At 70.6% G+C, this 23,841-nt stretch carries 22 protein-coding genes; 10 read left to right on the top strand and 12 right to left on the bottom strand.

Translation table 11 applies throughout. From position 1 onward, the window contains the following. The 5 genes from ACZ6EM_RS09105 to ACZ6EM_RS09085 form a co-directional block, all read right to left on the bottom strand. Complete coding sequence (locus tag ACZ6EM_RS09105; RefSeq protein ID WP_465772156.1) at window positions 1-1,440, bottom strand: replication initiator; 1,440 nt, start codon at window positions 1,438-1,440, stop codon at window positions 1-3. Between the two features lie 127 nt (window positions 1,441-1,567). Then, window positions 1,568-1,759, bottom strand: coding sequence for a hypothetical protein (locus ACZ6EM_RS09100; protein WP_392869933.1), 192 nt, complete (start codon window positions 1,757-1,759; stop codon window positions 1,568-1,570). Further along, entirely contained in the window at window positions 1,759-3,066 is a 1,308-nt protein-coding gene (locus tag ACZ6EM_RS09095; RefSeq protein WP_465772155.1) for an FtsK/SpoIIIE domain-containing protein, read from the bottom strand. Before ACZ6EM_RS09095 ends, ACZ6EM_RS09100 begins: the two co-directional genes overlap by 1 nt. After that, window positions 3,063-3,269 carry a hypothetical protein gene (locus ACZ6EM_RS09090; RefSeq protein ID WP_465772154.1) on the bottom strand — a complete coding sequence of 69 codons (207 nt, stop codon included), beginning with the start codon at window positions 3,267-3,269 and terminating at the stop codon, window positions 3,063-3,065. Before ACZ6EM_RS09090 ends, ACZ6EM_RS09095 begins: the two co-directional genes overlap by 4 nt. Next, window positions 3,269-3,622: an SCO3933 family regulatory protein gene (locus ACZ6EM_RS09085; protein WP_465772153.1), complete on the bottom strand. Its 354-nt coding sequence runs from the start codon at window positions 3,620-3,622 to the stop codon at window positions 3,269-3,271. The genes ACZ6EM_RS09090 and ACZ6EM_RS09085 overlap by 1 nt, the downstream gene beginning before the upstream one ends. Window positions 3,623-3,875: 253 nt before the next feature. Between ACZ6EM_RS09085 and ACZ6EM_RS09080 the strand changes: the two genes are divergently transcribed. Further along, window positions 3,876-4,649: a GntR family transcriptional regulator gene (locus tag ACZ6EM_RS09080; RefSeq protein ID WP_465772152.1), complete on the top strand. Its 774-nt coding sequence runs from the start codon at window positions 3,876-3,878 to the stop codon at window positions 4,647-4,649. A 1,575-nt stretch (window positions 4,650-6,224) separates the two neighbouring features. Here ACZ6EM_RS09080 and ACZ6EM_RS09075 read toward each other — a convergent pair. From ACZ6EM_RS09075 to ACZ6EM_RS09050, 6 genes are all read right to left on the bottom strand, one after another. Further along, complete coding sequence (locus ACZ6EM_RS09075; RefSeq protein ID WP_465772151.1) at window positions 6,225-7,445, bottom strand: hypothetical protein; 1,221 nt, start codon at window positions 7,443-7,445, stop codon at window positions 6,225-6,227. Then, the gene (locus ACZ6EM_RS09070; protein WP_465772150.1) at window positions 7,438-7,929 is read right to left on the bottom strand and encodes a DUF4365 domain-containing protein; all 492 of its coding nucleotides are present in this window, start codon (window positions 7,927-7,929) and stop codon (window positions 7,438-7,440) included. Before ACZ6EM_RS09070 ends, ACZ6EM_RS09075 begins: the two co-directional genes overlap by 8 nt. Before the next feature lie 242 nt (window positions 7,930-8,171). Then, on the bottom strand, window positions 8,172-8,465 hold the full coding sequence (locus ACZ6EM_RS09065; protein ID WP_465772149.1) for a hypothetical protein: 294 nt from the start codon (window positions 8,463-8,465) through the stop codon (window positions 8,172-8,174). Between the two features lie 162 nt (window positions 8,466-8,627). Then, complete coding sequence (locus ACZ6EM_RS09060) at window positions 8,628-8,915, bottom strand: hypothetical protein (RefSeq protein WP_465772148.1); 288 nt, start codon at window positions 8,913-8,915, stop codon at window positions 8,628-8,630. Further along, window positions 8,912-9,232, bottom strand: coding sequence for a hypothetical protein (locus ACZ6EM_RS09055; protein ID WP_465772147.1), 321 nt, complete (start codon window positions 9,230-9,232; stop codon window positions 8,912-8,914). Before ACZ6EM_RS09055 ends, ACZ6EM_RS09060 begins: the two co-directional genes overlap by 4 nt. 145 nt (window positions 9,233-9,377) lie before the next feature. After that, window positions 9,378-9,737 (bottom strand): ATP-binding protein, encoded by a 360-nt coding sequence (locus tag ACZ6EM_RS09050; protein WP_465772231.1) that lies wholly within the window; start codon window positions 9,735-9,737, stop codon window positions 9,378-9,380. Window positions 9,738-10,109: 372 nt separating this feature from the next. Between ACZ6EM_RS09050 and ACZ6EM_RS09045 the strand changes: the two genes are divergently transcribed. From ACZ6EM_RS09045 to ACZ6EM_RS09035, 3 genes are all read left to right on the top strand, one after another. Further along, a complete protein-coding gene (locus ACZ6EM_RS09045) occupies window positions 10,110-11,288 on the top strand; it encodes a hypothetical protein (protein ID WP_465772146.1) in 1,179 nt (392 codons plus the stop codon). 25 nt (window positions 11,289-11,313) lie between these two features. Beyond that, window positions 11,314-12,027: a creatininase family protein gene (locus ACZ6EM_RS09040; RefSeq protein ID WP_465772145.1), complete on the top strand. Its 714-nt coding sequence runs from the start codon at window positions 11,314-11,316 to the stop codon at window positions 12,025-12,027. Window positions 12,028-12,156: 129 nt separating this feature from the next. Next, window positions 12,157-13,008 (top strand): SAVMC3_10250 family protein, encoded by an 852-nt coding sequence (locus tag ACZ6EM_RS09035; RefSeq protein ID WP_465772144.1) that lies wholly within the window; start codon window positions 12,157-12,159, stop codon window positions 13,006-13,008. A gap of 327 nt (window positions 13,009-13,335) precedes the next feature. On the opposite strand, the gene ACZ6EM_RS09030 is transcribed toward ACZ6EM_RS09035, so the two are convergent. Next, window positions 13,336-15,279 carry a TIGR03960 family B12-binding radical SAM protein gene (locus tag ACZ6EM_RS09030; protein ID WP_465772142.1) on the bottom strand — a complete coding sequence of 648 codons (1,944 nt, stop codon included), beginning with the start codon at window positions 15,277-15,279 and terminating at the stop codon, window positions 13,336-13,338. A gap of 561 nt (window positions 15,280-15,840) precedes the next feature. On the opposite strand from ACZ6EM_RS09030, the gene ACZ6EM_RS09025 reads away from it, so the two are divergent. The 6 genes from ACZ6EM_RS09025 to ACZ6EM_RS09000 all read left to right on the top strand — a co-directional run bounded on the left by ACZ6EM_RS09025 (window position 15,841) and on the right by ACZ6EM_RS09000 (window position 23,741). Continuing rightward, entirely contained in the window at window positions 15,841-17,145 is a 1,305-nt protein-coding gene (locus ACZ6EM_RS09025) for a M14 family zinc carboxypeptidase (protein ID WP_465772141.1), read from the top strand. A 154-nt stretch (window positions 17,146-17,299) separates the two neighbouring features. Next, window positions 17,300-18,103: an IclR family transcriptional regulator gene (locus ACZ6EM_RS09020; RefSeq protein WP_465772140.1), complete on the top strand. Its 804-nt coding sequence runs from the start codon at window positions 17,300-17,302 to the stop codon at window positions 18,101-18,103. A 454-nt stretch (window positions 18,104-18,557) separates the two neighbouring features. Next, complete coding sequence (locus ACZ6EM_RS09015) at window positions 18,558-20,243, top strand: ABC transporter substrate-binding protein (RefSeq protein WP_401054376.1); 1,686 nt, start codon at window positions 18,558-18,560, stop codon at window positions 20,241-20,243. Beyond that, window positions 20,240-21,199 (top strand): ABC transporter permease, encoded by a 960-nt coding sequence (locus tag ACZ6EM_RS09010; RefSeq protein ID WP_359908091.1) that lies wholly within the window; start codon window positions 20,240-20,242, stop codon window positions 21,197-21,199. Before ACZ6EM_RS09015 ends, ACZ6EM_RS09010 begins: the two co-directional genes overlap by 4 nt. After that, window positions 21,196-22,107 carry an ABC transporter permease gene (locus ACZ6EM_RS09005; protein WP_465772139.1) on the top strand — a complete coding sequence of 304 codons (912 nt, stop codon included), beginning with the start codon at window positions 21,196-21,198 and terminating at the stop codon, window positions 22,105-22,107. Before ACZ6EM_RS09010 ends, ACZ6EM_RS09005 begins: the two co-directional genes overlap by 4 nt. Beyond that, window positions 22,104-23,741, top strand: coding sequence for a dipeptide ABC transporter ATP-binding protein (locus ACZ6EM_RS09000; protein ID WP_465772138.1), 1,638 nt, complete (start codon window positions 22,104-22,106; stop codon window positions 23,739-23,741). The genes ACZ6EM_RS09005 and ACZ6EM_RS09000 overlap by 4 nt, the downstream gene beginning before the upstream one ends. Window positions 23,742-23,841: the final 100 nt, after the last annotated feature.

Here is a 23,841-nt window from a genome sequence, read left to right as displayed (position 1 = left end):
TCACGCTCTCCCCTTCGTCCGACCCGTGCTGTCCGCTTCTTCACGGACGACCTCCCGGTTGGTGGCGAGGTCTTCGGCGATGCCCGCGGCGATGAGTGCTTCGGCCACGGTGTGCCCGGCTCCGACGAAGCGCCAGGCACCTTCGACCACGGTCTCGCTGTCCCAGTCGGCGTACAGGCCGCGGGCGTGTTCAGCACGGGCGGCTCGGAGCTGCCCATATGTAGTGGAGTAAGCCCGTGTCTTGGTGAGGCAGTGTCCCCGGTAACCGAGCATGTGGGCCCAGGCACGAAGCCGCAGGTGTTGCAGTTCGGGCAGACCGCCGAGGCGCCAGGCGGTGGCGATGAGGGCTCGGACATGTGGGCTGACGTGCAGGGACCGTATCTCGGCCAGGGACTCGATGCGGCGGTCGACGGCGCCGGCGGCTTCCACGCTCTTGCTCGTGTACTTGGCGACATAGGCCGCTACGGCATCGTCCGTGAGCCGCCCTCCGTCCCCACGACCAAGGGGGTGGGCATCGAGCTGGGCGCCGAAGCCGAGCCGGCCACCGTTGAAGGCGGCCGAGTCGGGACACGGCAGTGCCACAGCGGCAGCCGCCGAGCGGGCGGTCTCCAGGAGAAGGCCGCCCGTGGCCCAGGACGGAGGGGGCTCGGTGGGCCCACCGGGTCCGTCGAGACGGATGACCGTGTGGAAGTGGATGGCACCGCGCTTCTGGTACTCGGCAACCTTGGCCACGGAGACCCGAACCAGGGTGCGTATCTCTGACCGGCCGACGCCCGCCCGGGCAGCGAGGTGGTGGTGGAGGTTGTCGCGGAAGGCCTTCCACAGCGCCGGGGCCATGGCGTTCCAGAGGATGTGGCCGGGGTAGTCGTAGCAGTCCGCGCAGAGCGGCTGCCCGACGAGCGGGTCAGCGTCCAGGTGGGTTCGGCCGCAGCCGTGCCGACCGCCGTGTTCGCAGCGCCGGCGCCGGGCAGGGCGGCAGACACCCGCTCGGTGGACCGGGCCGAAGGAGGGGGCGGTCAGGGTGACGAACAACCGCGGGTGCGTCCGCACCGTCTCCGGGACGCCTTTGCCGCCGATGAGGCCGGAGCGGACCAGGTGGAAGGTGTCGCCGCTGTGCTCACGGGAGCAGGGCGCGCAGCGGGAGGCCCGGCGGTTGCGGCAGCGGACGGCGAGCCGGCCGCCGGGTTCGGTGGCGGTCACGAAGTGCCGGAGCACTTCACCGGTCTCCGCGTCGAGGGTCGTGGTGTGCCCGGAGAGGTACACCGGTTCGGCACAGCCACCGGTGGCACGGATCTGCTCCAGCCAACGGTTCAGGTCCGGCAGCTCGCCGATGCGGACGAAGTCACGCTCCACCGGCGGCAGTTGGCGCAGCCGCGCCTCCCGGTCGAGGAAGGCGCGGCGTGCGGTGAGGTCGGTGTACGGGTTGGTGCCGGCGGTCATGGTGGGTGTCTCCAGGGCCAGGGTTCGCCGGGCCCCGGCCGGGCCAGGCAGGCGGTGGCGCGGCCGGGGGTGGCGTTGGGGCGGGCGGGCCGGGTGGTTGGTCGGGTTGGCACGGTGATCACGCCTCTCAGGTGGTGTGGGTGAGTCCTTGGACGATCCAGGTCACGGCGTAGACGACGGGGTCGGCCCACCCGATGCGGTCGAGGTAGACACCGAGGACGCCGGTCAGGACGACGTGCCAGACCTTGAGTTCGCCGGAGCGGACCAGGAGGAAGGTGACGAGGGCCAGGACGGCGGTCAGGATGAGGGCGGCGCCCATCAGAGGTGGACCCCTTCGCTCGACTCGTCCGGCACGTGGAGGCCGGGCCAGGCCGGCGCCAGCCGGGCGTACTTTCTGGCAGCGCGACGCGCCTGTTCAGGGGTGATGTGGACGGACCGGGCCCGAGCCCATCGGCCGTCGGCGTCCGCCGCGATGGCGACCCCCTGCTCGGCAACAGTGATCTGCTGGGCTGCGACCAAGGCGTCCTTGTCGAGGTCGCCGAGCGCCATCTCCGCCGTCCCGGCATCGTTCACCCGGTGGCAGACCCGACCGGCCAACTGCGCTCGCAGGGCGGTCACCCCGGGCCCGAGGTCCGAGCCGACCCGTTGCCCCGCGATCACCAGGTGGACGCCCAGGGCCGCGCCGAGCTGGGCAAGCCTGAGCAGGTTGGTGGAGATCTCCCCCACCTCCGCCTTGTCCTCTCTGGTCGCGGCCAGGTACAGCTCCGCGACCTCGTCCACGATGAGCACGACGGGCATCTTGCGGAGCTTCGCCGGGAGGTCCCAGATCGACCGGGCCCCGACCGAACGGCACAGCTGCATCCGCGCTTCGGACTCCGCGACCAACTCCGCGAGCAGGTGTGCGGCTTCGGCCCGGGTGGCCGCCAGCGCCGACAGCCGGTCCTCGAACAGGGACAGCTCCATGCCGCCCTTGAGGTCGATGCCGAACAGGGCGACGCGTTGCGGGGCGAGTTCCTTCACCAGCGCGGCGATGAGCGTGGACGTCCCCGAGCGGGTCGCGCCGACGATCAGCCAGTGCGGCACCCGTCGTAGGTCGATCGCCCAGGCCCGGCCGTCCTCCAGCAGGCCGACCACCGCCCGCAGCAGCCGTTCCTTCAGCCGGTACGGCAGCACCGGCGCACGAAGCGGGTCCCAGGCCAGAGCGGACAGGGTGACGAATCCGCGTTCTTCGGACAGCAGCCGGACCGAGTGGACCCGCCACGCGTGCGCGAAGGCTTCCACGACGACGGTGAAGTGTTCGGGCACCTGTCCGGGGTGGAGCCGCACCACCACGTCCAGGCCGCCGTGCCGCAGCTTCGGTACGCCCAGGCGGGGCGGGGCCGGCCGCAGCGGATCACCGCGGACGACCGTGTCCCCGATCAGCGCGCGCCCGGGACGCTTCGCCACGGCGAGGCCGAGGTTCGTGGTCAGCCGCCGCCACGTCACCCGGACCCGCACGGCACTCACCGGGTAGCCGAGCAGGCACCACCAGAGGTAGGGGTAGTTGCGCCGCAACGACGGGGCGATGCTGAGCCCGATGAGCACCGTCGCCAGCAACGCGACCCAGAGCAACTGAAGGACGATCACGGCCGTCCCCCGTTCTCCAGCACCGCGTTCTGCGCCTCGACCTCCAGGTCGCGGGCCTGATCCGCGGTCTTGGTGGCGACGGCGGCGATGTGGTCGAAGAGCTGGGCCCCCTCGCCGTCCGGACCGAACGGGTCGACCTCTTCCGCCAGGTCCCCCAGCTCCCTCAGCAGGCCGCGCAGCCTCACGCGCGTAGCGCTGCTCATCAGGCGTCGCCGCCCTTGCGCGAGGCCGCCGGAGCAGCGACCGGAACGGGCGTGATGGCGTCGGCCCGGAAGGACAGGCCGTGTCGGTCCCCCATCGCCCACGAGAAGGCGGTCAAGCCGGTGACGTGCACCCGCACGCCCTCCACCACACCGACCGGTTCGCCGGACACGCTGATCTCGATGATCGAGGCCCGCCGGCCGTCCTGCCGGACCGCGACACCGACCGTGTAGACGGTCTGGCCGTCCCGGTCCTTCCTCAACTCCCCGGTCTCACGGTTCGCCACCCGCGCCTCGGCGGCAACGATGCAGGTCATCGTGCCGAGCCGGGTTCCGTCAACGGGAATGGACTGCATGAGCGCACACTCCTCTGACACCAAGGCCGCATGACGTCAGTCGTCAAACGTACTTACCTTTGGCGCCTCGATGATGCTCCTCCTTGACGCCCCGACGCAAGCAATTCATGCTTACGTTTAACGGCTAGCAATTGACGACAGACATAGAGATGCCGCCCGACCAGGGCAAACGACCACAGACGAACCCTCGAAAACGACACGGCACACGCGAAGCGGGCCTCTCCCCCGACGCCCGCACCAAGGGGTCAACACCATGGCGATCATCCGGAACGAGGCACTGCACAAGCAGGTCGCAGCTGCGATGCGACAGTCGATCGCCACCGGCGAGTGGCCCCCCGGCACCCAGCTGCCCACCGAAACCGATCTCGCCGAGATTTATGGTGTCTCCCGACCAACCGTCAGGCTCGCCGTCGCCGCCCTCCGCAGCGAGGGCCAGTTGGACGTGAAGCAAGGCCGCGGCACCTTCGTCCGCGCCGCCGTCCACGGCCCCAACGCCAGCATGGATCGAACCATCACCACCCAGGGCGACACCTTCTCAACGCCCATCGACACCTGGTTCGATCACGCGGAGAAGCCTTCGGTCTACCGCACCCGCACCGACGCCATCACCGCGCCACTGCTGGAGATGGACCAGGACGAACTGATGCTCGGCTGCGACCGCCTCCTCACCAACCCCACCGGCGACGGCCGCGCCCTCCACCGCCTCCTGCTCCCCATGGAACGCATCGAGGCCACCCCCCTCGCCCAACACCCCGCCGCCACCCCGGCCGAGGCCTACGCCACGCTCGCCGCAGCCGGCCACGACCTCACCTGGCGCGAGCGAGTCACCGCCCGCGTCCCCCAGCCCGACGAGCGCGAAGCCCTCCAACTCTCCGAGGCCGCCGTCCTCCTGGTCGCCCACCGCATCACCTGCGACCAGGCCACCGGACTGCCCCTCATCCTGGAGGAGACCCGCCTCGGCGCCGAAACCACCGCCCTCACCTACGCCATCGACGCCCGCAAGCCCAGCCGAACCGCAGGAGCGTGATCGCTCAAGTCTTTGAAGTTGCGGCGAGTCAGCTCGGTCAGCTAGCTGCCCGTCTGGCAGCGGCACGGGCCGTCGCGGCGTTGGCTGCCGAGTTCACGCGAGCAATGTGAGCTCGCCGAGAAACGTCCCCGCCAAAGGCACTCCAGCCATAGAGAGACGCCAGTACCCCTGCAACAAGCGCAGCCCACGCGGACACTGTCGCTGTGACCCGAGCCATCAGGGCTGGCGGAGCGGCAACCAGACGGCCCCTGGTCTGCGAAGCCGTGATGGCACACCGCTCCGACCAGAGCTCGAAGAACTGAGCAAGACGGGCAAAGAATGCCGAAATAAGGGCTATCAAGGCATAGGTAAGAACGAAGCCCATACCGATACGCTCGCCGACTCCGGGGACTGCCCCACCTGGGGCCATCGGCCATCCCATCATCTCGTGGAGGCTGCCGTAAGCAAAGCCTGGCGCGAAGATCAAGCAGGCCACCATTGAGCTACCAACACCGTCATAGTCGGTCTCATCCGGCTGCGGCTGCGGAGCCCCGTCTCCTGGCGAGGCAGGACCAGAGGCCTTCTTGCCGTAAGGCGGCAGGAAGATCTGCCAGAGGCCACCGTGGACGCTTCCACCAACAAACGTGCCAGAGCCGTGGTTGTGCTGCTCCTTTGGCTCACCGTCCGTCATCAGGACCGCCGCCTTGTCGGATGGTCAGGCCGCCATACACGTTCCCGCCAACGAAGGTGCCCGTTCCCGTGTTGTGCTGGTTCCACACACTCGATTCCGCAGACCTGGGTCGCCCAAGGCCATCGACTTCGCCCAGAAGGTCGCGGTGGCCAGACAGGTACTGCGCTAGAACTTCTGTCCATGCCGCAGCCGCCGCGGCCCTCGCGCCGTCCCCGCCAGAAGACAGCTCAGCCGCAGTCGCGTTCACAGCCTCCATCGCTGCGCGCTGCTCCTGGGGCGTGCCGCGTCGGAAGAAGTGGTCGACTGCGACCTGCATCTTTCCGGCACCCCACGTTGCAATCGCCGCAACAAGCGTTCCAGCTGCACCAGTTGCCACCGCCGTGACTTCAGCGTCGTACATGATCGAGAAAACTCCCCGCCCTGTGGCCGCATCTAGGAGCAAGAACCTACCTCCCGACACCGACAACTGGCGCCGGTTCGACTGAAACACAGGCCGCCAGCGCGTGAGGCGTCGCAACTCTTCTTCACTTACTCAAGGGCGCGCACAGAGCGCCAGCACGCGGCCCTGCCGCACGCCGCCGCTCCTGTCTGCGCCCCACGTCGGCGGCGGCCGGCCGCGCACGCGAGCGTGCGGCCGGGAGGGATGCAGAGGTCGGAGCCCGCCATGGCTGGGGGCGGGCGGCTCCACGGTTTTACCCACCTCCCAGGCTCGGGACCCGAGTCGAGCAAGAACGGGGGGCCACTCGGCCAAATTGCGGTCAGGCCCAGAAGCCCTGACCGAGTCGCAACAGCTTACGGCCCCCCGATCATGCTCGACCCCAAACCAGGCAGGACACCGACCAAAACCGCTCCGCCGCCCGCAAGCTCATAGAGAACGTCAACCCGAAACGGCGCGGGTGCTTGAGCTAGAACATGCCAAGCTGTCCAGGAATCTCTTCCCGCTTGGGCCGTCGATGACTTTCATACTCATCAAGCGGCCCGAGAGTTCGAATTACCGTACCGTCGTAAAGCCAACTCAAATTCCCTTCCTTCTCCAGGCGCCCGCTGACGAGAATTGCCAGGTCCTCTTCGTGTGCACGGATAGCCTCATGGTAGTCCTCATCATCTGCAAGTCGAACTCGCACCTTCCTTGGGCCAGAAGATTGAAGAGAGTCGATCCCGAAGACGCCAGGGCTACCCGCCTCCTTCTTTGCCAGAATGTGAACACGCCCCGTTACTGTGACTTGCGTGGACTCCTGGTCTTCAGCAAGGCGGACGGCCGCCTGAGTTAGCGGCGCAGCATCCGATGCATGGAAGGTGAAGCGGCTCTCAACTCCGTCCGGCAGCTGTCGCGTCTGATCCCATTCAATGGTTATATCTGCCTCATCAGAATTTGCAGCGATACCCAGGATGGCATTCGTCATTTCGTATGAGACGCCATCAATGACACCGCGTTCAAATCCTGCCAGAGAGCCGCTGGAGCGGTAGTGCTCAAGGGCCTCAACCGTTGCCCCCACCGCATGCGCTACAGCCTCATTCACGGTCCTGACCCGAGTAGCTTCCATGTCCAAGGGGCTAGAGAGTGGGCCAGAGGAGCCCTTCAAAGAGATTGCAGCATCTGGCGGAGCTAGCGCAGTAACGATGTAGCTACCCGGCGCAGTCTGGCCCATCAGAACCTGATCCATATACCGGCTCGCGAACCGCCCATGCCTATTAACAAAATGACGCTGCGGCCCGATGAAGTACTTAGCGCCAGCAAGGAGCGTTCGACGGGCACTTTCAATCAGTCGCTCACCTTGACGCCAGGAGATTAGGCCACTCGGGGCACTCGACTCCTTACGGAACCGAAACTCATCTGTGGCGGTTAGCGCGATCCGTGGATAAAGAGACCGCACCCAAAGGTCACGATTGCGCGCCAATTGGAGAAGCGCAGAATGCATCAGGTGGCCAAAATCAGGAGCAGCTTCATTCAGTGGAATGAGAACACTAGGGAGCGTTCCCGCATTTTCCCCTGCCTCCGGAGGGGCGAAGCGCGCATATATTCCTTCGCGCCCGCCAGCATGCCGCCAGCCGAGATCAATGAGAATGGTCAAAAGACGCCCCGGATCGACATTCTGGGGGATGGTCAGGCCATTGACTTCATCCATCAAGTGACTCACCCCTATCATGCCTTTCCATGATTCGTATCAGGGTTGCGGCGTCAAACACATTTTCCGTCGGCACGTCGATGACTGGCTTGACCAGCGGAGAGGTCTCACCCTCCAGGTGCACCCAGTAGCACTCCCGCCGAACAAGCAGCCCACCCTCGACTACCTGAGTCCATTCGAGCTGCTCGACTGGCACTGTCATAACGATCAGGATCTTCTTGGGGTACGAGCGCGTCATGGCCAGGCTCTCAAAGTACTCGCGCTTGGAGAACCGGTACTGAAACGACTTCGCGTTGCGGTCGGGAACGACCTGCGTGGTGCACTTCAACTGGGCAAAGAGCATGCTCTCTTGCTCCAGATGGGTGCGAGGGGGCCGGATGAACTGAACATCGACGCCGAAGGTGTCCTTGCTGAGAACCTCGGCGGAGCAGCCGGCGGTGGCGGCGACGCTAGAGACGTACCCCTCTTGAAGCTGCTCCATCATCTTCGTGACGGTGCGGGGGTCCACGGCCTTGATGCGCTGCGTGCGGGGCTTCCCGCCCCCGTCCGCCTTCGGCGAACCCCCCATACGATGCACCCTTCATGCGCCTGCACAGAAGAGTAGATCATCGGACTTGTCTTAGGGAGGGGCTCTCATCATCGCCATAATCGAACACTAGACCTATCCTCTGACAGTGGCTCCCAACAGCCTCGGGCCGGTGCATGCCTATGTGAATACTGGGCCAGTTAGGCCGACTCACTACGCACCTGTGCGGCAAGGCACAGCAGTTCTTCGAGGCTGAGCCACCCCAACGTGATGCCCTCTAGCCGAACCACCGGACCGCCCTCGGCGTCAGTATCGGCGACAGCCCGAAGCTGCGACCGCTTGACGCCACACATGGTGAGCAGACTGTTCAGCTCGTCGGCTGTCCGTCTCGCGGCACGCCAGCTGGCGGCGTAGTCCACACCCGGCAGCCACACCCACGTGTCAGGGTCGAGGCTCGCCGCCAACTCCGCACCGAAGTCGTCGTCCCCGTCCAACTGTTCTTCAACTCCCCTGGTCAAGAACCGAACCGGCCGTCCGTGCATTGGCATGCCGAGGAGCCCGATACCATCGGCATCGGGTTCCGACCCACCGGACCTCTCCTCTCCCGCCAAGGTTCCGGGGTGGTCCGGCACGTCTTCAGTTGTCCCTGATCAGAGTCAGGTGCGGTCCCGAGTCGACTCCTCGCAGCCGAAGATCCGCCGGAACAGCTCCGCCTCGGTCAAGTCGAGCAGCGGATCATCGACGCCGGTCTTCTCCCGCCAGATCTGCCGCATGAGCAGCAACCGCTGGTCTTCGGCGAATTCGGGCTCGGCGTACCACGCCAGCGCGTCACGGTGCGCGGCCCGCCGACTCGGAGAGACAGCCCGCACCGGCCAGGAGAACTGGCCGTCCAGCAACCACCAGGTCGAGAGCCTGCCCCACCGGGTCCGCAGGTGCCGGATCACTGAGACGTCTCCGGGCCAGCGGAGTACAAGCGAACGACAGTCGGGGTCAGGTCGATGAAGGCCGGGGCCCGCACCTCTCCGTGCGTCGCGAGCCGACGCCCGATCGCCTGCTCCTCCGACGGCCCGAACAGCTCGGCGAAGTAGGCCTGCTGGTCCGGGCCGAGCGGAAGCGTGCCGACCGCGGTCAGGAGCGCGGCCATCGCCTCCAGCAGCTTGCCGAAGTGCTCGGGCTCCGCGACACCGCGAACTTCCAGGATCACCGGGAAGGGGTACGGCGAGACCGTCTCCGGCGCATTGGGGACTCCAAGCAGCGTCACTTCCCCGGCACCTCCCCCGCGCGGCGCGGGTGCCACCTGTGGACACTTACCGTCTGGCCGTTCACCACGATGCTTCGGGTCAGCGCCTTGCTCAGCCCCGCGCCGCAGTAGAAGAACCGCGTCGCCGCCCCGGACGCCCGCCTGCTCATTCCACACCGCCTTCCGGGCCCACCAGGGCCCAAACGATCTTTCCGATGCCTTCGGGCCGGGGCTCGAAGCCCCAGTCCCGGGACAGGGCCTCCACCAGGTACAGCCCGCGCCCCGAGACATCACTCAGGTCAGCGGCGCACCGGATCGAGGGCTTCTCGCTGCTCGCGTCGTGCACCTCGATCCGCAGGTGGTCGCACACCACCTCGAACCGGACGGCGATCTCACGCCCAGGCGAAACACGCGCGTGCGTCACCGCATTGGCCACCAGTTCGCCGAGCACCAGCTGAGCGTCGTCCATGAGGGCCGGGCCGCCCGGGACGTTCCGAAGGAAGTCACGCAGATGGTTCCTCGCCACCGTGGCGGACCGCCTGTGCCGCGTGAGCCTCGCCTCGAACGCGGGTATCCCGGGGGCCGGCTTGTAGGGTTCGGAGCCGTCGGGGGGTTCTCCCGAGCTGGTCACGTGCACCGCCTCCCGATGCCCAATTGGCGGCCCGAAACCCGGACGTTCCGGCCCTTGACTCCAGGCTGCCGGGAGGAAGTGCGGACTTCGTACCCAAGCTGGTTACCCAATGTGGGTAAACTCACAGTCAATCAACTTGCTTGCAGCGGCTGCTGATCGACAGCGGGGGCAGTGGTGACCGAGGCTCGCGTACCGGACCGGCTCCCAGCGGGTCTGCTGTCCAACCCGGAGATGATCGCTGCGTGTCGAGGGCGAGACTTCGCCGCCGTGTTCCGGCTGCTCAAGACGGCGGGGATCTACCCGTCGCTCATTGCCCGCGCCTGTGACATGACACCGAGCCGGGTCGGTGAGGTCATGTCCGGGAAACGCCGGATCGAGAAGATCGATCTCATCGAGCGGATCGCCGACGGCCTTCACATCCCGGGCTGCATGCTTGGTCTGGCTTCTCGTTCATGGGAGCTGGAGGCGCCGGTCCGGCAGCCCCGTCGCCGCCCACAGGAGCCGTCCGCCGGCGGGAGGGGTCACAACGCACCGATCGACCCCGAGCTCTTCGTCAGCCATCTGCGCGGTGCGATGCCCGGCCACTACAAAGCCGCGAACCTGCTCGGCTCCCGCCACGCGCTCGACCCGGTGACGAGGCACGTCCGGCTACTCGACCGCCTCCAGCAGATCGCCGAGGGCCGCGCCCGCGACGAACTGCTCACGATCGGCGCGCGCACCGCGGAGTTCCTGGGCTGGCTGAACCAGGATCTCGGGGACTTCGACCGGGCCCTGTTCTGGTCGGACCGCGCCATGGAGTGGGCGCAGGAGGCCGGCGACGACGTGATGGCCGCCTACGTGCTCTTCCGGAAGAGCAACCAGGCCACCGCCCAGCGGAACGCCCCGAAAGCCGTCAGCCTTGCTCGCGCGGCCCAACGATCGGTCGGGGCCACTCACCGGATCCGGGCACTGGCGGCGCAGCAGGAGGCTCAGGGCCACGCGATGATGGGCAACCCTCGCTTCGCACAGGCGAAGTTCGACGAGGCTCACGAGATCGCGGCCGCGCCGGACGATTCGCACGCCGACGACGCTCTTGATCTCGCCTACTGCACACCGACCTACATCGAGATGCAGCGCGCGAACTGTCTGATCGAACTCGGCGACCCGCACACGGCCGTGGGCATGTTCGAGGCGGAGCTCCGAGTTCTGCCGCCGGTCTACCGCAACGACCAGGGCGTCTACCTCTCCCGGTTGGCGCGGGCCTACGCGGTGTCCGGTGAACCCGAGCAGGCAGCCGCCGCAGCGGACCGCGCCTTGTCCATCGCCGTCGACACCGAGTCGGCGCGCGCAATGTCCGAACTGTCCGCCGCGGGCAAGGCACTCCAGCGCTGGAGTGCCGTACCCCAAGTGGCCACGTTCACCCACCGCTTGGCACTGATGAGCAGCGGAAGCCCTCTCGACCGCTGACGACCCGATGGGAGAGGCTGGGCCCATGGACGCACTGATCACGGCCGCCACCTCCGCAGACGAACGCCGGCGCGGCGCCAAGATCGCCGTGCTGCCGGTCGGCAGCTTCGAGCAACACGGCGATCACCTGCCCCTGACCACCGACACCGTCGTCGCCAGCCTGATCGCCCAGCGGATCGCCACCGACTACGACCTGTTCCTGCTACCGCCCATCACGCTGTCCTGCTCGCACGAGCACGCCCACATGCCGGGCACCGTCAGCATCAGCGCCGCCACGCTCTACGCCGTGATCAACGACATCCGGAAGTCCCTCCAGGCCTCCGGCGTCCCCGGTCTGCTGATCGTGAACGGGCACGGCGGGAACTATGTCCTCTCGAACGTGGTCCAAGAGGCCAACACCGAGGGTCCGTACGTCGCCCTCTTCCCGGTCCGAGAGGACTGGCACCAGGCCCGCGAAGCCGCCGCTTTGGAGAGCAGCGGCGGCGAGGACATGCACGGCGGCGAACTGGAAGTCTCGCTCCTCCTCCACGGTGCTCCTCACCTCATCCGCGACGGCATCGAGCAAGACGACCACGACGCCCCGGAGCGCCCCCACCTCCTCACCCTGGGAATGGCCGGCTACACCGAGAACGGCATCATCGGCCGCCCGTCGCTCGGCACCGCGGAGAAGGGCAAGGCTCTTCTGGACAGCCTGTCCAAGTCGGCCACCGCACACCTGTCACTCATTCGAGGCAGCTAACAGCCGCAAGCCGCCACCCGAAGGTGGGAGAGCCCGCCGAGGGGATGGCGTCCGCCCGAAGCCTCAGTCCGCCTACATCGTTGAGTAACCAGACCCATGCGGGTCATCGTCCGTCTGACATAGGAACCTATGCGCCAGGCGGACGCGGTTACGAACCGTGGAGGGGTGATGCAGGAACTTCATGAGCTTCACTACCTGTCGACCGCGAAACTTGCGGAGTTTCAGAGAACTCTCCCGCGCAGGGGTACGGGGAGGGCGGTTGAAGCAGAAGCATCAATGCTCGGTGCCAGTGCCCGTCTGTCTGTGGGAGAGAAGGCAGCAGACGACCTTCCAGGTGCCCCCACCCTGGAGGAAGTGGTGGCCCACATCCGGGAGAAGACCTGGGCACACAACAAGGTGCCTGACTCTTGCGAGTCGCTGATGACCCGAGACTGGATGGAGTTCACCGGGCGCTTTCGATTCGGGCGAGGTCTGAGCGACGTTGGTCTCAGGGACTGCGGGGTGTACGCGTACGTCTCGATCGAGGACGAGCCTTGTCGCCAGCAAAGCGGCGCACCCTGTTCTGGTGTGGAGGTCATCCTGTGTGGATCTATCCAGCACGTCCTGGAGCATCGCGACGCCAGAGCCACCCGCACGGGATCGGGTTCCGACTGGCTCCACGATCTTGCGGCTGAACTCGTGGAGAGGGAGGCCCGAGGTGACACATCGTTTCCCGACAGGTTGGCCTCCACGCGCTTCAGCGATCAAGAGTTCGCGGCTCGCTCCTGCTACTCGATGCTGTCGTGGTATCTGGACGGTCCTGCCTACCTGCACGGGTATGCCCGTGTGCTGTGCAACTTCCCGCCTGATCAGTGGCAACACCGAATGATCGTGGCAACACCCCTCTTCGTTGAAACCGGCACGCGCCCCACCCCGGCAGCTTCCGTTTCGCAGCGAGCCTTGCCGTCCCGGTGGTGGCAACGCTGGCGGCCGCGGCGGTAGGCGTCGCCCTCGATTGGTGGTTGCACCCCTGTCCCCTTGGGTTCCCCACCCGCAACCCCGTAGAGCCCTCCCCGAGAGATTCGGGGAGGGCTCTACGCATGGCCTCAAGGCCTCAGACCCACTCGATCGAGGACTCGATGCCCGGGGCACTCCGGGCGGCGGGCAGAGGGGTTCTCGGGCTGCCTTGCCGGACCTCCCCGAGGGCGAGTGCAGGCCCGCCCGGGGCGCGCGTCATGCCGAGCGCGCCCAGGACGAGCTCCCGCTCACCCTCCGAGAGGCTGTGAAGTAAGTCACACAGCTCGCTCGCCGTGTCCCCCACGCCGCCGCCTACTTCTGCTGGTCAGCGGCGTTGACGACCGTCAGGGGGAGCATCTTCTTGCCCGTCGGGCCGATTTGTATGGCCGTGTCCATCTGGGGGCACACGCCGCAGTCGAAGCACGGGGTCCAGCGGCAGTCGTCGACCTCGACCTCCTCCAGGGCGTCCTGCCAGTCCTCCCAGAGCCAGTCCTTGTCGAGGCCGCTGTCCAGGTGGTCCCAGGGCAGCACCTCCTCGTAGGTGCGCTCGCGGGTGGTGTACCAGTCGACGTCGACGCCGGTGCCGGACAGGCCCTTGTCGGCGCAGGCCATCCAGCGGTCGTACGAGAAGTACTCGCGCCAGCCGTCGAAGCGGCCGCCGTCCTCGTAGACCGCGCGGATGATCGCGCCGACCCGGCGGTCGCCGCGGGAGAGCAGGCCCTCGACGATGCCCGGCTTGCCGTCGTGGTAGCGGTAGCCGATGTTCTTGCCGTACTTGCGGTCGCCGCGGATCGAGTCGCGCAGCTTGGCCAGGCGGGCGTCGGTGTCCTCGGCGGACAGCTGCGGGGCCCACTGGAACGGGGTGTGCGGCTTGGGCACGAACCCGCCGATGGAGACGGTGCAGCGGATGTCGTTCTGGCCGGTGACCTCGCGGCCCTTCTGGATGACGTTCTTCGCCATCTCGCCGATCTGGAGCACGTCCTCGTCGGTCTCGGTCGGCAGGCCGCACATGAAGTACAGCTTCACCTGGCGCCAGCCGTTGCCGTACGCGGTGGCGACGGTGCGGATCAGGTCCTCCTCCGACACCATCTTGTTGATCACCTTGCGCATGCGCTCGCTGCCGCCCTCGGGGGCGAAGGTGAGGCCCGAGCGGCGCCCGTTGCGGGACAGCTCGTTGGCGAGGTCGATGTTGAAGGCGTCGACGCGGGTGGACGGCAGCGACAGGCCGATCTTGTCCTCGGTGTACCGGTCCGCCAGGCCCTTGGCGATGTCGCCGATCTCGGTGTGGTCGGCGCTGGACAGCGACAGCAGGCCGACCTCCTCGAAGCCGGTCGCCTTCAGCCCGCGCTCCACCATCTCGCCGATGCCGGTGATGCTTCGCTCCCGCACGGGGCGCGTGATCATGCCGGCCTGGCAGAAGCGGCAGCCGCGGGTGCAGCCGCGGAAGATCTCCACGGACATCCGCTCGTGCACCGTCTCCGCGAGCGGGACGAGCGGCTGCTTCGGGTACGGCCACTCGTCCAGGTCCATCACGGTGTGCTTGGACACCCGCCACGGCACGCCCGGGGCGTTCGGCACGACGCGGCCGATCCGGCCGTCGGCCAGGTACTCCACGTCGTAGAACTTCGGGACGTACACCCCGCCGGTACGGGCCAGGCGCAGCAGCAGCTCGTCCCGGCCGCCCGGGCGGCCCTCGGCCTTCCAGGCGCGGATGATCTCCGTGATGTCGAGGACGGCCTGCTCGCCGTCGCCGACCACGGCGCAGTCGATGAAGTCGGCGATCGGCTCCGGGTTGAAGGCCGCGTGGCCGCCGGCCAGGACGATCGGGTCCTCGTCGGTGCGGGCCGCGGCCTCCAGCGGGATGCCGGCCAGGTCGAGCGCCGTGAGCATGTTGGTGTAGCCGAGCTCGGTGGAGAACGACAGCCCGAACACGTCGAAGGCCTTCACCGGGCGGTGGGCGTCCACGGTGAACTGGGGGACGTCGTGCTCGCGCATCAGCGCCTCGAGGTCCGGCCAGACGCTGTAGGTGCGCTCGGCGAGTACGCCCTCGCGCTCGTTCAGCACCTCGTAGAGGATCATGACGCCCTGGTTGGGCAGGCCGACCTCGTAGGCGTCGGGGTACATCAACGCCCAACGGACGTCGCAGGCGTCCCAGTCCTTGACGGTCGAGTTGAGCTCGCCGCCGACGTACTGGATCGGCTTCTGGACGTGCGGGAGGAGGGCCTCCAGGCGTGGGAAGACCGATTCGACAGTCATGTACTAGGAACCCTTACGACGTGATTCGGTGCCGCTGGCCGGCACGGGAGGGGTGACCCTCAAGGGTAGCCCAATCCGGGGAACGGACCGTCTGCCCCGGATCACGGGCCCCGCGTGCTCCGGCGCCTCCCGGACGGCCGGTGCCCGCCCGTGCCCGCCGCCGTCCGCCGGCACCCGCCGGTGCCCGCCCCGGCACGCGCAGTGCGCGCCCGCCGGCCGGTGCCGTCCGCCGTTGACACGCCCGGAAGGGCCGTGCGGTACTGACAGGGCTCCGCCAAAGAGATCTGCCCCCCTTCCGGACAAGGAAGTTGAGTCGTACGCTCGGCCCTCTCGGTTTTCCGGCCGGCGCGACCCTCCCTCACCACGGGCCGCTCCGGCACGGCCCTGTCCGCCCCCGCCAGGCCCCGTCCCGGCTCCGCTCGGCCCCCGTCCCGGCCCGCGCGGTGCTCCCGCCCCGTTCCCGTTCCCGTCCCCGTCCCCGTCCCCCGCCCGCACGCCGTGCCCGGCGGCGCACCCGCACGCCCGCGCCCCGGCGGCCGTACGACCGGCGCTAGGAGAACCATGACCGACACCGGTCGGCGGATCCGCCCCCTCCGGCCCCTCGACAACCGGCCGGCCCGCTACCCCACGCCCGCCCAGGCCGAGTCCGCCGCCCGCCGGCTCGCCCTGCGGCACCCGGACCGCTGCCGGCTGCGCGAGGTGGGCCGCTCCCGGGCCGGACGCCCGCTGATGCTGCTCTCCGTGGACCGCGGGCCGCGCGCGGTGCTGGTGGTCGGCGGCCCGCACCCCAACGAGCCGATCGGCACCGCCGGGACCGTCCGGCTCGCCGAGGTGCTGCTGGACCGTCCCGCCTGCCCCGGCGTCTCCTGGCACCTGCTGCTCTGCCTCGACCCGGACGGTGCCGCGCTCAACGCCGGCTGGCTGGACGGCCCGCTCACCATGCGGCGCCACTACGAGCACTTCTTCCGCCCCTCCTTCGAGGAGCAGCCCGAACTGCTGCCCGCCCCCGGCTCCGGCCGCCCGCCGATGCCGGAGAGCCTCGCGCTGACCGGCCTGATCGACGAGCTGCGCCCCTTCCTCCAGTGCTCGCTGCACGGGGTGGACTTCGGCGGCGCGTTCGTCCAGCTCACCCGCCCGGTCCGGGGCCTGGCCGGGCGCTTCGCGCGCTCCGCGGAACGGGCCGGCGTCCCGCTCGACGTGGATTCCTACGACGCGATCGGCTGGGCCAGCCCGGACCCGGGCACCTATCTGATGCCGGCCCCGGGCACCGGGGGTTCCCGGGCCCTGCCGGACGAGCCGGAGCTGTCCACCTGGTCGTACGCGGCCCGGTACGGCGCGGTCAGCGCGGTGCTGGAGGTCCCGATGTGGGCCGTCGACGCGGTCGGCGACGCCCGTCCCCACCCGGCCGGGGCGCAGACCCTCGCCGCGGCCGCCCGCGACCTCACCGCGCGCGCCGAAGAGCTCGCCGCCCTGCTCCCGGGCGTCGCCGCGCACCAGTACGAGGCCTACGGCCACGAGGCGTTCGGCCCGCTGCTGCGCACCGTCGAGCTCAGCCTGGCGGCCGCCCCGCGGGTGGCCGAGGAGTGGCTGGAGCGCTGGGGCTCCGAGCCGCTCACCGCCTCCCGGGTGACCACCGCCGGCCTGGTCGCGGCCCGCGTGCCGCTGCGGGTCGCGTCGGTCCTGCTGCGGCTGCTCGCCGACGCCCGCGACCCCGCCGCCGAGGCCGCCCGCGACCGCGCCCGCGCCGTCGTCACCGACAGCCTCGACCGGCTGCGCCACCGCTTCGGCGCCCGCTGGGTCCCCGTCCAGGAGCAACTCGCCCACCAGACGCGGGCCGTCCTCACCACCGCCGACTGCCTGCTCTAGGCCGCCCGGCCCGGTTCCGCCGGCCCGGTTCCGCCGAGCGGCCTCGCGCAGGGCCGCGGTACGCGGAACCCGCACCGCGGAATCCGCGTGCCGGGCGCGGGCGTTGGGGCGGGTGACGGGATGTGGGCGGCGGTGGCGGTGGAGGGTGGGGCGGGTGGCGGGGAATTCGGGGGAGGCCGGGGGACGCTCGGTGGCCGGGCGGGTGTTCTCGGTGCTGGAGGCGTTCGACGGGGAGCGGGAGTCGCTGCGGCTGGCCGAGATCGCGCGGCAGACCGGGCTGCCGGCGCCGACGGCGCTGCGGATGGTGCGTGAACTGGTCGCCTGGGGCGCGCTGGAACGGCAGCGGGACGGCGGGTACCGGCTGGGGCGGCGGCTGTGGGCGCTGGGGTCGTTGGCGCCGTGCCTGCGCCGCATCCGGGAGCTGGCGCAGCCGGCCCTGCGGGAGTTGCACGAGCGGACCGGGCAGACCGCGCTGGTGGCGGCGCTGGACGGCCGTTCGGCGCTGCTGCTGGACCGGCTGCCGAGTGCGGCGGCGCAGTCCTCGCCGTTCCAGGTGCGGGTGGGCGGGCGGATGGACCTGCACGCCACGGCGGTGGGCCGGGTGCTGCTGGCGCACGCGCCGGAGGCGCTGGTCCGGGAGGTGGCGGCGGGTCTGTCGGCGGCGGGCGCGCGGCACACCCGGTACACGGTGGTGGCGCCGGGCCGGCTGGGCCGGGAGCTGGCGGCGGTGCGGCGCGGGGGCGTGGGGTACGCGCGTCGGGAGATGCAGCCGGCGTACGGGGCGGTGGCGGTGCCGGTGTTCCATCCGGACGGTTCGCTGCTGGCCGCGCTGGGGCTGGTGGTGGCCTCACCGGTGGATCCGGCCCGGTACGAGGGGCGGTTGCGCGAGGCGGGGCGGCTGATGGCGGCCGAGGTCGCGCGTTCGGTGGCCGCGGAGGGAGCGCACCCCGCCGGATGACACGCCCCCGGAGGGGGTCTTCCCCCGGGTGACGCGCCCCGCCGGACGGTGTCTTCCACTGGGTGGAACGCCGCGGTGGCCAGGAACCGCCGGTAGCGGGCACCCTGGTGCGCGAAACGGGCGAACGCGCAGGCATCGGAGGCCGCAGTGCACAGCAGCGGTGGCAGGACACCGGCCGCGCGGGGCCTCGCCCCGTCGGCGGGTGGTCCGGGCAGCCGTGGCCGATGTCGCGCCCTCGACCGCGCCCGTGGCACCGGTGTGCCCGGCGCCCCCTGCCGCACCTCGGCCTGACGCGCCTCGGCCCGACGCCCGGGCGAGGCCCGGCAGCGGATCCGACGCGGGATCCGACGCAGGATCCGCCCCATCTCTCTCCTCTCCCCCTTCCCCCGCCGTGCGCGCCCGCGCCCGGCGGCGGTCCCGTACGCCCTCCACCGGCACCACCAAGGAGTCACCCATGCCCAGCAGACCCGTGCCCGCCGCCCGGCGCGTCCGCCGTCCGTTCGTCGTCCCCTCGTCCGTGCCCGCCGCCGGTCTGGCGGCCGTCCTGCTCGCCGGCTGCTCCTCGGCGGGCCCGGCCGGGCCGGGGGCGGGCGCCGAGGGGGCCCCGGTGCGCGGCGGCACCCTGAAGTACGCGGTGGCGGTCGGCACGTCCTGCCTGGACCCGCACGTCAGCCCGGGCGACGTGACGGCGGTGATCCAGCGCAACGTCTTCGACTCGCTGGTGTACCTGGACGACAAGGGCGCCTTCCACCCGTGGCTGGCGAAGTCCTGGCAGATCTCGCCGGACGCCCGGACGTACACCTTCCAGCTGCGCGAGGGCGTCACCTTCCACGACGGCACGGTCTTCGACGCGGCCGCGGTGAAGGCCAACCTGGACCACGTCAAGGACCCGAGGACCAAGTCGCTGTACGCGGCCAGCCTGCTCGGCCCGTACACCGGGACGGAGGTGGTGGACCCGCACACCGTCCGGGTGTCCTTCGCCGAGCCGTACGTGCCGTTCCTGCAGGCGGTCGCCACCCCGTACCTGGGCATCGCCTCGCCGAAGTCGCTGGCGGAGAAGGCGGACCAGCTGTGCGCGGGCGGCGAGAACTCGGTGGGCACCGGGCCGTTCAAGGAGACCGAGTACGTCAAGAACGACCACGTCGAGTTCAAGCGCAACGACGCCTACGCCTGGGCCCCGGAGGGCGCCGCGAACCAGGGCGCGCCGTACCTGGACGGGCTGACGATCCGCTTCCTGCCCGAGGACTCGGTCCGCAGCGGCGCGCTGACCAGCCGCCAGGTGGACGCGGCCACGCTGCCGGTCACCGCGGTGCGCACGGTGCGGGCGGCCACCGGCATCGAGGTGAACCGCACGCAGAACCCCGGCGTGGTCTACTCGCTGTTCCTGAACACCACCCGGGGGCCGCTGCAGGACGAGCGGGTGCGCCGGGCCGTCCAGCGGTCGGTGGACGTGGACGCGCTGGTCAAGAGCATCTACTTCGGCGAGTACGAGCGCGCCTGGAGCCCACTGAGCCCGACCACCCCGGCGGCGTACGAGGCCGGGCTGAAGGACGCGCTGCCGCACGACCCGGCGGCGGCCGGCAAGCTGCTGGACGAGGCCGGCTGGAGCGCCAGGGACGCGGACGGCTACCGGGTGAAGGACGGCAAGCGGCTGACCCTGCACTGGCCGTACATCGCCTCGCTGGTGCGCGACCAGCGCGACACCCTGGCGGCGGGCATCCAGGCGGACCTGAAGAAGGCCGGGGTCGAGCTGGTCCGCGACTCGATCGACAACGGCACCTACTTCAAGATCTACGCGAGCGGCGACTACGACCTGTGGGACAACTCCTGGGTGCGGGCCGACCCGGCGATCCTGGCGGGCTTCTACCTCTCCTCCAACACCCCGGCGGCCGGCGGCCAGAACGTGTCGCTCAGCAAGGACCCGGAGCTCGACGGCTGGCTGACGGCGGGCGCGGCGACCACCGATCCGGCCGCCCGCAAGGCCGACTACACCAAGGCCGAGCGGTGGGCGGTGGAGCACGGCACGGTGCTGCCGCTGTACGTGACCACCAATCTGATCGGGCACACCCAGCTCGTCCGGGGCCTGGTGTCCGACGCGAACGCGTGGCCGCAGTTCGCCGGCGTCTGGAAGAACAAGTGACACGGGTCGCGCGCGCGGTGCTGCACCGGCTGGGCGGTGCGGTCCTGGTGCTCTGGGGCGCGGCCACCCTGGGGTTCCTGGCGCTGCACCTGGTGCCCGGCGACCCGGTGTCGACCCTGCTCGGCGGCTCGGTGACCACCGGTTCGGCGGCCGTCCGGGCCGAGATCACCCGGGAGTTCGGGCTGGACCGCCCGCTGTTCGAGCAGTACCTGACCTTCCTGGGCCGGCTGCTGGGCGGCGACCTCGGCCGCTCCTACCAGCAGCAGCAGCCGGTGAGCCGGATCATCGGCGAGCAGCTCGGCCCGACCGCGGGGCTCGCGCTGACGGCGTTCGGGCTGATCCTGGTGTTCGCCCTGGTGTCCGCGGTGACCACGGCCGGGCGGCGACGGGCGGTGCGCGGCGCGGCCTCCGGGGCGGAGCTGCTGGCGATCTCCACCCCGCCGTTCTGGCTGGGGGTCCTGCTGCTCACGCTGTTCTCCTTCCACCTGCGGCTGTTCCCGGTCGCCGGGGCGGAGGGCTGGCAGTCGCTGGTGCTGCCGGCGGTGACCCTGGCGGTGCCGTTCGGCTCGCTGCTCTCGCAGGTGCTGCGGGAGGGGCTGGAGTCGGCGCTGCACGAGCCGTTCGCACTGACCGCCCGTTCGCGCGGGATCGGCCCGCTGGCGCTGCGCGGCCGGCACGCGCTGCGGCACGCGCTGGTGCCGGCGGTCACGCTGGGCGGCTGGCTGGTGGGCGGGCTGCTGGGCGGGACGGTCCTGGTGGAGACGGTGTTCGCCCGGCCGGGTCTGGGCCGGGTGGCGCTGGACGCGGTCACCGGGCACGACCTGCCGGTGGTGATCGGGCTGATCCTGCTGTCCGCCGCGGTCTACCTGGTGGTGAACACCGCGGTGGACGCGCTCTATCTGCTGATCGACCCCCGGCTGCGCGGCGCCGGCCGGGTGCGGGAGGTGGCGGCATGACCGGCCCCGTCGCCCCCGGCATCGCTCCCGCCCCCGACGCCGACGCCGCGCCGGCCGCCGGGCCCGCCGCCCGGGCGGTCCGCTCGGGCGGCGGGCGGGCGGCCCGGGTGCGGCCCGGAGTGCTGCTCGCCGCGCTGGTCCTGGCGGCGGCGGTGGTGGCCTGCGCCTGGCCCGCCCTGCTCGCGCACGCCGACCCGACGGCGGCCGACCCGGTCGCCGCGCTCACCCCGCCGGGGGCAGAACACTGGCTGGGCACCGACCAGTTGGGCCGGGACGTGTACGCCCGGGTGGTGCACGGCGCCCGGTACTCGCTGCTGATCGGGCTCGGCGCGACGGCGCTGTCGGTCCTGGCGGGTCTGCTGGTCGGCCTGCCGGCCGCGCTGTCCGGACGGATCGGCGACCAGGTGGCGATGCGCGCGGTGGACGTCCTCCTGGCGCTGCCCGAACTGCTGCTCGCGCTGCTGGTGATCGCGGTGGTCGGTCCGGGCACCGGCAACGCGCTGCTGGCCATCGCGATCGCGGCCACCCCCGGGTTCGCCCGGCTGGTGCGCGGGCAGGCGATGGTGGTGCGCGGCTCGGAGTACGTGCGCGCCGCGACGGCCCTGGGGGTGCCCCGGGCGGCCGTGGTGCTGCGGCACGTGCTGCCGAACACCCTGGGGCCGCTGACGGTGCCCGCCACGCTGGCCGTCGGCACCGCCGTGGTCTCGGGCTCGGCGCTCAGCTTCCTCGGGCTGGGGCCCAAGGCGCCCGCCCCGGAGTGGGGGGCGATGCTCTCCCAGGGGCGCGACTTCCTGTCCACCGCCTGGTGGATCGCGGTGTTCCCGGGGGCCGCCATCACCGCCGTGGTGGTCGCGATCACCGTGCTCGGCCGTCAGTTGCACCGCCGCCTGGAAGGACGGACGTCATGAGCCCGATCGTCGAACTGGAGGGCCTGAGCGTCGAGTTCGGCCACGGCAGGCAGCGGACCACGGCGGTGGCCGGGGTGTCGCTGTCGCTGTCGGCGGGCGAGTGCCTGGCGCTGGTCGGGGAGTCCGGCTCGGGCAAGAGCGTCACGGCCCGGACGCTGGTCGGACTGACCGCGCCCGGTGCCGCCGTCCGGGCCGAGCGCTTCCTGGTCGAGGGCCGGGACGCCGCCGCCTTCGGCGAGCGGGAGTGGCGCCGGGTGCGCGGTCGCACCGTCGCACTGGTGCTCCAGGACGCGCTGTCCGCACTGGACCCGCTGCGCCGGGTGGGCACCGAGGTGGGCGAGCCCCTGCTCGCCCACCGGGTGCTGCCGAAGGCCGAGGTGCCGGACCGGGTCGAGGAGCTGCTGCGCGACGTCGGGGTTCCGGAGCCGGCCGAACGGGCCCGGCAGTACCCCCACCAGCTCTCCGGCGGGCTGCGTCAGCGGGCGCTGATCGCCTCCGCGCTGGCGGCGGGGCCGCGGGTGCTGGTCGCGGACGAGCCGACCACCGCGCTGGACGTCACGGTGCAGGCCCAAGTGCTCGATCTGCTCGGCGAGTTGAAGGCCGAGGGGACGGCCCTGCTGCTGATCAGCCACGACCTGGCGGTGGTGGCCCGGCTGGCGGACCGGATCGCGGTGATGAAGGACGGCCGGATCGTGGAGAGCGGACCGGCCGACCGGGTGCTGGGTTCACCCGAGCACCCGTACACCCGGATGCTGCTGGCGGCCGCGCCCGATCCGGACCGGCCGGGGCCGTCCCCGGCGGCCGACGCGCAGGAGCGGAAGCAGGAACAGGACCAGGAGCAGAAGCAGGACCGGCTCCTCACCGCCAGGGGCCTGGTGAAGCGCTACCGCAGCCCGGACGGCGGCCTGCGGGAGGCGGTCGCCGACGTGTCGTTCGCGCTCGCGCCCGGCGAGACCCTGGGCATCGTCGGCGAGTCCGGCTCCGGCAAGAGCACCACCGCCCAGCTGGTGATGGGCATGCTGGCCCCGGACGCCGGGGAGGTGCTGCTGGACGGCCGCCCGTGGAGCGCGCTGCCCGAGCGCGAGCGCCGTCCGGCCCGGGCCGCCGTGCAACTGGTCCACCAGGACCCGCTGGCCTCCTTCGATCCGCGCTTCACCGTCCGGCGGATCCTGGCCGAGGCGCTGGCGGTCGCCGGGGTGGCCCGCGGCGCGGCGCGGCGGGAGCGGGCGGTCGGACTGCTGACCCAGGTGGGCCTCGGCGAGCAGCACCTGGAGCGGCGGCCGCGCTCGCTGTCCGGCGGGCAGCGCCAGCGGGTGGCGATCGCCCGGGCGCTGGCCACCGGGCCGCGGCTGCTGGTCTGCGACGAGCCGGTGTCGGCACTGGACGTCTCGGTGCAGGCGCAGGTGCTGGAGCTGCTGGCCCGGCTGCGGGCCGAGCTGGGCCTGGCGATGCTGTTCATCTCGCACGACCTCGCGGTGGTGCGCCAGGTGAGCGACCGGGTGCTGGTGATGAAGGACGGCCGGGCGGTCGAGTACGGCCCGGCCGAGCGGGTGTTCCGCTCCCCCGAGCACCCGTACACCCGGCAGCTGCTGGCGGCCGTGCCCCGGCTGCCCGCACGGACCGCTGCGGTCTGACGGGCCCCGGCAGACGGCGGTGCCCCGGCGGGAACGTCCCGTCGGGGCACCGTCGTTCGGAGCCGGACGCCAACCCGGCCGGGTGCGACGTCAGCCCGGC

The sequence above is a fragment of the Kitasatospora sp. NPDC041917 genome (assembly GCF_055589745.1).
This window is presented reverse-complemented; position numbering and strand designations above follow the sequence as displayed.

Coding starts and splice junctions, on each gene's coding strand:
- ACZ6EM_RS09040 (WP_465772145.1), top strand. CDS start 11,314: ATGGACGCACTGATCACGGCCGCCACCTCCGCAGACGAACGCCGGCGC.
- ACZ6EM_RS09005 (WP_465772139.1), top strand. CDS start 21,196: ATGACCGGCCCCGTCGCCCCCGGCATCGCTCCCGCCCCCGACGCCGAC.
- ACZ6EM_RS09070 (WP_465772150.1), bottom strand. CDS start 7,929: ATGATGGAGCAGCTTCAAGAGGGGTACGTCTCTAGCGTCGCCGCCACC.
- ACZ6EM_RS09085 (WP_465772153.1), bottom strand. CDS start 3,622: ATGCAGTCCATTCCCGTTGACGGAACCCGGCTCGGCACGATGACCTGC.
- ACZ6EM_RS09080 (WP_465772152.1), top strand. CDS start 3,876: ATGGCGATCATCCGGAACGAGGCACTGCACAAGCAGGTCGCAGCTGCG.
- ACZ6EM_RS09035 (WP_465772144.1), top strand. CDS start 12,157: ATGCGCCAGGCGGACGCGGTTACGAACCGTGGAGGGGTGATGCAGGAA.
- ACZ6EM_RS09000 (WP_465772138.1), top strand. CDS start 22,104: ATGAGCCCGATCGTCGAACTGGAGGGCCTGAGCGTCGAGTTCGGCCAC.
- ACZ6EM_RS09105 (WP_465772156.1), bottom strand. CDS start 1,440: ATGACCGCCGGCACCAACCCGTACACCGACCTCACCGCACGCCGCGCC.
- ACZ6EM_RS09075 (WP_465772151.1), bottom strand. CDS start 7,445: ATGGATGAAGTCAATGGCCTGACCATCCCCCAGAATGTCGATCCGGGG.
- ACZ6EM_RS09100 (WP_392869933.1), bottom strand. CDS start 1,759: ATGGGCGCCGCCCTCATCCTGACCGCCGTCCTGGCCCTCGTCACCTTC.
- ACZ6EM_RS09025 (WP_465772141.1), top strand. CDS start 15,841: ATGACCGACACCGGTCGGCGGATCCGCCCCCTCCGGCCCCTCGACAAC.
- ACZ6EM_RS09030 (WP_465772142.1), bottom strand. CDS start 15,279: ATGACTGTCGAATCGGTCTTCCCACGCCTGGAGGCCCTCCTCCCGCAC.
- ACZ6EM_RS09090 (WP_465772154.1), bottom strand. CDS start 3,269: ATGAGCAGCGCTACGCGCGTGAGGCTGCGCGGCCTGCTGAGGGAGCTG.
- ACZ6EM_RS09015 (WP_401054376.1), top strand. CDS start 18,558: ATGCCCAGCAGACCCGTGCCCGCCGCCCGGCGCGTCCGCCGTCCGTTC.